Annotated in this window: 5 protein-coding genes; all 5 read right to left on the reverse strand. The window is 40.0% G+C overall.

Annotated elements, in window-relative coordinates; genetic code table 11:
* Positions 1-48: 48 nt before the first annotated feature.
* Entirely contained in the window at positions 49-867 is an 819-nt protein-coding gene (locus tag P767_RS0103020) for an IS3 family transposase (RefSeq protein ID WP_026751387.1), read from the reverse strand.
* Positions 864-1,268 carry a hypothetical protein gene (locus tag P767_RS19125; protein ID WP_026751455.1) on the reverse strand — a complete coding sequence of 135 codons (405 nt, stop codon included), beginning with the start codon at positions 1,266-1,268 and terminating at the stop codon, positions 864-866. The genes P767_RS0103020 and P767_RS19125 overlap by 4 nt, the downstream gene beginning before the upstream one ends.
* A 100-nt stretch (positions 1,269-1,368) precedes the next feature.
* A complete protein-coding gene (locus P767_RS0103030; protein WP_051417038.1) occupies positions 1,369-4,650 on the reverse strand; it encodes a TonB-dependent receptor in 3,282 nt (1,093 codons plus the stop codon).
* A 198-nt stretch (positions 4,651-4,848) separates the two neighbouring features.
* Positions 4,849-5,316, reverse strand: a complete 468-nt coding sequence (locus P767_RS18455) for a hypothetical protein (protein WP_172637503.1) — start codon at positions 5,314-5,316, stop codon at positions 4,849-4,851.
* Positions 5,317-5,360: 44 nt separating this feature from the next.
* On the reverse strand, positions 5,361-7,629 hold a 2,269-nt coding region (locus P767_RS0103040), incomplete at its 5' end, for a TonB-dependent receptor (RefSeq protein WP_172637504.1).

Genomic DNA, 7,629 nt, shown 5'->3' on the forward strand with positions numbered 1-7,629 from the left:
GAATTGTCCTGAAATAGGTTGACAGTTTTAAAATAAGTCCCGGTTGCCTCAGGTAGCCGGGATTTTTTTGTTGTAGACCTGATCTGGCGTTTTCATTTGAAGTGCTAGATGTGGTCTTTTGTTGTTATATAAAAATACACTTTCTTGAACTAACTGTTTGACCTGTTCTTTACTTTTCAATTTCCGATCCATTCCAAATTCTTCTTTTATGGTACGGTTCATTCTTTCGGCTAATGCATTTTCGTAAGGGTCTCCATTTTCTGTCATGCTTAATTGTATATTATTTTTTGCTGTCATTAGCACATATTCCTTGCTACAATATTGCAATCCTCTGTCTGAATGATGGATGGTTGACATACTTGGGTTGTTTCGTTGTGTTACAGCCATTTTCAAGGCTTCAATCATACTTTCGGTTTCCATATTATCTTCAACAGCATAGCCCATGATTTTTCTGCTGTAGGCATCCGTTATCATGTTCAAATAACAATTTCCTTGTTCTGTCTTGATGTATGTTATATCGCTTACCCAAACTTCATCCTGATGATTTATTGTTTTCCCCTTGATTTGATTAGGCCATTTTCTTAGCCAATGTTTACTCATGGTTGTTTGTGTGTAGCGCCTACGGGGATTGATTTGTAACCCATAATGACGCATTAAGCCAAAGAGCTTATCCCGACCAAACTTCAGTCCATTCTTCTGTAAATCTTCTTTAATCAGATAGTATACTTTGCGGGTTCCAATTCTAGGCAGTTGTTTTCTTTCCCTATCCACTAGCTTTTTGACAGCCTCTAGTGTTAACGTCTTTTTTATCCTATCTTTTTGCTGCTTGTATACATTTTGACGACTGTAACCTAAGACTAATGCTATTCTTCCGACGCTGTATTCTCTTCTTTTTCCCCCTGTTTGTCGGAAGCTGCTTGTGACAGGGGTAAGAACTTTTTTCTAATCTCAGTATCGAACATATCATCGGCAATATCTATGGCTCTATTTAATATCTCTTTCTCTGCTTCAAGCCGTTTGATCTTTGCTTCCAATTGCGATATGTACGTCTTCGGTGGTGCTTTCTTTTTCATGGGAGATTTACTAGTCCAATCTAAAGTTCCGTGTTTTCTTAACCATACCAAAACGGTACTTCTTCCCTGGATGCCATACTTCTTTTGACTCTGTTTCCAGGTTAAGTGCCCTTTTTCAACTTCATCAACTACCTGAAGTTTAAAGGATAAGCTGTAGTCCCTTTGGGTTCTCTTTAAATAATTGTTACTCTGCATAAGTCAACTTTTGTGTCAACTTATTTTAGGACGAGGCATAATGGTTAATAAAAAAGCCCCGAGTTATACCCGGGGCTTTTTCTATAGCTGTTAATCTTAATTAGAAGATATAACGTACACCTAATTGCATAGACCATGTGCTGGCTAAGCTTAGGTTGTTTTGCCAAGGCTTGGTAACCAATTGGCCGCCTTGTTGCTGTAAGTTGAAAGTAGGACGACCTTGCGCATCTACACCTCTGAAGATCAAAGGCTGAGTAGTTGTAGCAATTTGTCTTACACCAGCTGTTTTGAATAACAGGTTACCTACGTTGAAGATATCAGCAGTCAATTGTAAAGTGTGCTTGCGTGCACCAATATTTGCCATGATATCCTGAACCACTCTTAAGTCGAAACGGGCAACCCAAGGAAGGTAAACTTCGTTACGACCTGCATATTTACCAACGTTCTTAAGTAAGTATGGAGTGTTGTTTACAAACTGTACCCATGCAGCTTCCTGTTCAGCAACTGATCTTGCAGGGTTACCACCACTTGCAGTTTGTGCAACGAAGATTGGATTGGTAGTAATGTACATCAAGTCAGAGTTGTTTGCGTCGTTGTTGATGTCACCGTTGTAAGTGTAGCTGAAGTTATTACCTCTGGCAATTTCACCAAACAAACCAATGGTTGTTGCTAAATGCTTACCAGTATTAAACTTGTAAGACATATTGGTAATGATTCTGTGTGGAGTTACATAAGCTGAGTTGAACAATTGTAAATCGTTCTGAGTACCCGTAGTAGGGTTGCTCTGCCATGTAGAAGTTGCCTGGCTACCTGGGTTAGAAGTTAGTTCATTTGCATAGCTCATGGTGTAAGCCAACATACCAGAGAATCCTTTGGTAGAAGTTTTGCTAACCATGAAAGTTAAAGAACCACTGTTTCCTTTGCTGGCATTTTCAAGTACGATTGCAGAACCGATATTGCTGTAGATTCTTCTGTCAGCGTTACTATTAGTTGCATATCTTGGTCTTGTATCTCCGCCACCGTTCAATTGAGAATTAGGAGCTTTCTGGTTGGCATTTCTCATAACCACCGCATTGATATCCTTGGTGATTAAAGCTTCAACAGTTAAAGCCCAGCCATTACCCAATTTCTTGTCGATAGCAATATTGCTTCTCCAAACCTGAGGGAAACGGAAAGCTTTGTCCATTAATACGATGTTAGCATTGTTTGCTAAAACACCAGCAACCGGGCTGAAGCTTCCTCTGTAAGCATCCGGATTAGGATTGAAAAGGAAGTTGCCTAATAAAGCAGGGTTGGTTACTGCCTGGCTAGCCTGATACATCTGGCTGTTGCTCGGCATATTGGTTAAGTATACAAATGGTATTCTACCAGTGAATAAACCGGTTCCACCACGTACCACAATGTTCTCTTCATCAATTTTGTAACGGAAACCTACTCTTGGAGAGAAATAGATAGTGTTTTGCTTAGGCCATTCGCTGGTCTTGAAGTTGGTTGGAACTCCATTTCTGTCAGGGAATGATAAAGCAGAAATATTAGGGTTCTCCAATGGAGCTTCAGGGAAGATTACTTTGTCTACACGCAAACCATAAGTCAATTTGAAGTTTTCGTTTACGTTGTATTCATCCTGAAGGTAAACACCTAATTGTCCAATTTTTAAATCAGCTGCATATACGGCTGGCTTGCTTGGATCTAAAGAGAAAGTATAAGAGAAAGCAGCAGGTCTTCTGTTGTTGATAAAATCATCCAAAGAATTGAATGCATAGTAGCTTGCAGAACCTGGCATGAACATATTACCTACACGCTGATACTCGTAAGTAGCACCTGCAGTGAAAGTATGCTTACCTGCATAATAGGTAAAGTTGTTGGTTACGTTGAAAATGTCGTTTTTAACGTCGTTGTTTCTGGTGAAAGGATCAGATCCCGCAGACATATAGTTCTGACCATTGTTATTGAAGATATCAATGGTTGGGAAGATACCACCCGCAACTGCTCTTGTAGCCTGAATTTTAGAGAAAGTAGCAATGAACTGGTTAGAGAACTTGCCATTGAAGTTAGAGTTCAATTCAATAGAACCGGTTCTAACGATGTCCTTGAACTTGTAGTTTGAATTTTCAAAAGACATTGAGTTCAAGCTGAAACGGTTGTTAGGTAAACGGCTGATTGATCCACCAGAACCAGCAGGAGTAAAGGAAGGGTTGTTAGGAATACTAGAACCATTCAATTGCTGATCGTTGTTGTTAACTAAATCAGAGTATTTTAAAGTTAACTTATGGTTGTTGTTGATATTCCAGTCAATCTTTGCAAGAATCTTGGTGTTCTTGGTAGCAAAGTTAGGGAAGTTATCAAACGCGCCCGGATCGTATCCGTAAGCTGTTCTTAAATGATTGGCAAACTTATTTAAAGAGTCTACACTGGTGTTACTTACGTTACCGTTTCCAGAACCACCTCTTGGGCTGAAAGCGATACCAGGCTGACTTCTTTCTTCCTCTTCATAAGAAGCAAAGAAGAATAATTTATTCTTGATAATAGCACCACCTAAAGTAGCACCAAAGATCTTGTTGCTAGATTTAACCTGAGCAGGCAATTTTGCGTTACCTACATTCAGACCGTTAAAATCCTGGTTTCTGTATAAACCATAAACAGATCCTTTCAAAGTGTTGGTACCGCTTTTGGTTACAGCGTTAATACCAGCACCGGTAAAACCAGACTGTCTTACATCGAATGGAGCAATATTTACAGAAACTTCTTCAATTGCATCAATTGAAATAGGACTTGCACCACCACCAGGAAGCGGATCTGAACTTAAACCAAAGTTGTTGTTTAAGTTGGCACCATCTACCTGAGTGTTGTTGAATCTTCCGTCTCTACCTGCAAAGCTGGTACCGTTTGCCTGTGGAGTTACACGGGTAAAATCGGTAATGCTACGGCTGATAGTAGGCATAGATCCTAACATACGCTGGTTGATTACGGTTGAAGCACCTCCGGATTTATCTCCGCTGGATTTTTTCTTCAATGCATTAACCACTACTTCACTCAACACTTTAGATTCATCCAGAAGTGTAGGATTAATTACAAATGGTTCACCCAATAAAAGATAGATATCATTTACTGTTTCTACCTTTAAACCGGTGAAGCTGATTTTAAGTGTATAAGGACCTCCGGTTCTTAGACCTGCAAGGGTAAATACACCGCCTTTTTTGGCTAAAGTAGAATACTGGGTACCAGATGGCGTGTGAACAGCCACAAGGCTTGCGCCCTCAACGGGTTGCCCATCAGCAGTTTTTACAACCCCCGTGATACTACTCGTAGTAACCTGAGCGGTTGTAATCAAAGTTGCTAATACGGCAACCATAATCATTGAAATTCTTTTAAAAATTCTCATAATCTTGGTTTTGTGCTGCAAATATCCAACTAAACCTCTTTGTCCCCAAAATCTTGTTAAAATAATATACCCGTTACAATGGGGTTATAAACATCATTTCCGGCAGTTAATAGTAATTAGATGGCATAAACACCTGATTTACATATATTTATGCCACTTTTTTCCTATATATAATCCTACTTGTAAAACAAGTGTTTGTTAATAAAAACTTAACCTAAGACTGGTCTGAAATTGCCAATTTCCCGTTTTATGGTTGCCTGGCTGAAAATTGGGTTCAAAAAGGCCGGTATTCAGCCATCCCGGATCAAATGAATATTGAGGAACAGCATTGGCTGCATCGGCCCACCCTTCCCATTTAATCAAGGGAACACGGCTACCGGGAACCAGCCATTCCCTGCTCCATTTTGAATTGATTAATCCCAGTAGATTGATGATTTCAAATGTCAGGGTCATTTTTAGTTTTATATGCTGAAGTTTTGGAAAAAATTGTTTTTGAACAGTTGCGTCTACCCGGTGAAAAAAGGGTGCAGCGCTGCCATTTCTTTGTGCATACATTCCTCTGTTATTCCGGAGATAAGGCTCTTGATCAATAAAATAATCCAGTGCCCTTCGTTGGTCTTCTGCACCATAATACCAGCCCTTGAATATGGCTGGTTTAAAAATCATGGAAGCGAGTTCATCTTTTTTGGGAATATAAATCAAGTCGTATCCTACTGCAGTCGGGTCATCTCCGGACAGATTGTTTTCGCCATAAACATAACTGAATCGTTGTCCTTGCTGGCCGGTATAATGAAGAGAAAACCTGGTTTTTGTTTTCTGTTTGTCTGACTTTGCCAATGAATGGTAGCATGGATCCGATGCCCCTGACTGAAATCTGAAATGGCCAGTACCGGATTATTTCTGCCGTTGATATTTTCCTGTAATCGCCAGTAATGCAGCGTGTTGCTGTAATTTCCATCGAACAATGCATAGGATTTTCCATAGGAGTAACTTAGTATAAGACTTATTGGCTCTTTATTGTAAAAGAGTTGTAACTGCATCTGATAGCCCCGCGATTTTATACTGTCTTTATTGTGAATCAGCAGAATCTGCTGATAAGGATTATCCGAATTGGGCTGAAGATGAATAGTATGGGGCATATTCGGATGATAGATCCAGCGCTGGTCGGCGCCGGATAACCGGTAATTAGGCTTTGTGATATTGATATTGGTAAATCCGGTTTCTGTATTCTGCAGATAATGCAGAAATTCCATTTCAAGCGAGAGTGAAGGATTTATTTTTTGTTCCCAGCTAAAATTGGTTCTCCAGATGGCAGGTAGTTTTAAAGATTCACTGCTTAAATAAATGGCACCTTTTGTTTCAGTATAATTCAAGGGTAGTTGGGCAGTTCCATTGTAGGAGGGAGGAGTAAAATAAAAAGCATTGAGTTGTGACCCTTTTGCATTAATGGCGGCAATTTTATTTCCGTTATTGCTCTGTATTCCGGAAAGCCATGCGTTAGGGATGGTCCCAATGAAAATTCCGGTTCCTATTTTCAAGATACTATTCCATCGGGGGATTCTCCAAATCCACTGTATCCTTGGAGCAATGCTCCAGTTAAAGCGGGGAAGTTTTCCGGAATACAAAGGACCAGAATGGTAATAAGATCCAACAATGGGTATTGCAACCGCCTGCGTAAAGGAATCAGTTTCCGGAGGGTTGATAAAATATTCTTTTTGCAGCCTTATACCAGCCTGAATGTGCAGGTAATTGTTAATGGATGTTTTGTAATTGAGAAACAGGGCCTTCCGGATCAGGTGCATGGCAGAAAGGAAATTACCTGCAGTTGCTCCCCCTTTTATTTGATTGATAGAAAACTCTGCCGGCCTTCTGTTTTGTACTAAATCGCTGATGCTGTAATAGAAATAACTGCCATGCCCGTTTGGTATAAAATTATTCCGGAGTTCGTGGTATTGCAAATCAATTCCTGCTTCCAGGAAATGCCGGCCCAACAATTGATGTAGCCGATTGATTAGTTGAATACTTCTTTGTTGCGAAACATTCTGATACGATTCTTCATTGGCTCCCACAACAATCATTCCTTCTCCATCCAGTATACGGAGAGTTGGATAGCCCTGTATTTTCGGAAGTGTATTTCTATGGTGTTGATTGAAGTAAAGTGACAGTCTGTTTTGTATTGTGCCGGATACTTTTTTATTCCATTCCAGACTAATGGATACTTGTTGTTGTTCTAATCGTTTTATATTATTAGAGAAAGAAAGTATGCGTGCATTGGGCGGATAAGCCTGTTCTCTGTTATTCTGATTCCACCTTAGGGTAAGGCTTAATCGGTTTTGTTTATTGATTTCTGCATCCATTCTAAGAGAGATTTTATTGTTTCTGTAGGTAGCCAGTTGATCGGGTATTCCGGGATCGTAAGAAAATTGTTCCATCATGGTTTGCCTGAACCTGTTTAGTTTTTCAACAGACCGGGTTTCACCTTCATAATAACTGCTGTCGTAAGGAAACAAAACCCGTGAAGAGAGAAACTCTGTATTTAGAAAAAAGAAAATGGTATTGCGTTTTACAGGTCCGCTTAAATTAATACCTGTATGATTGTATTGCTGGTAGTTGGCTTTGGAGTGAAAATAAATTTCCTGTCTGGGTAAATTAGAACCTCTTTGGGTTACCACCTGCACTACAGCACCGGTAAAGTTTCCCAGGGAAGCGTCATAAGGATTTTTACTAAGTGTTATCTGCTCTATGCTTTCCATGGCAACCGGACCTTGTCCGTTTTCGCCATTCAGAATTCCACTGGGAGAAAGTCCGAAAGGATCGTTTTGCAAAACCCCATCAATATAAAAAGCATTGGACCGATATTTTTGTCCTGAAAAGGAGAGCGCACCGGAACCATCGTTTTTTACAGTAGCTGAAGGCTCATGCAAAAACAGATTCCCCCAATGCGGACTGTTTGGCGTTTCTTCTGAAAGAATGGTTATT

This window comes from Sediminibacterium salmoneum NBRC 103935 (genome assembly GCF_000511175.1).
Lineage (GTDB): Bacteria > Bacteroidota > Bacteroidia > Chitinophagales > Chitinophagaceae > Sediminibacterium > Sediminibacterium salmoneum.

What these genes read in the sequence shown, in the direction of transcription:
- P767_RS0103030 (WP_051417038.1), bottom strand. Translation starts at nt 4,650, where the DNA reads ATGAGAATTTTTAAAAGAATTTCAATGATTATGGTTGCCGTATTAGCA.
- P767_RS19125 (WP_026751455.1), bottom strand. Translation starts at nt 1,268, where the DNA reads ATGCAGAGTAACAATTATTTAAAGAGAACCCAAAGGGACTACAGCTTA.
- P767_RS18455 (WP_172637503.1), bottom strand. Translation starts at nt 5,316, where the DNA reads ATGATTTTTAAACCAGCCATATTCAAGGGCTGGTATTATGGTGCAGAA.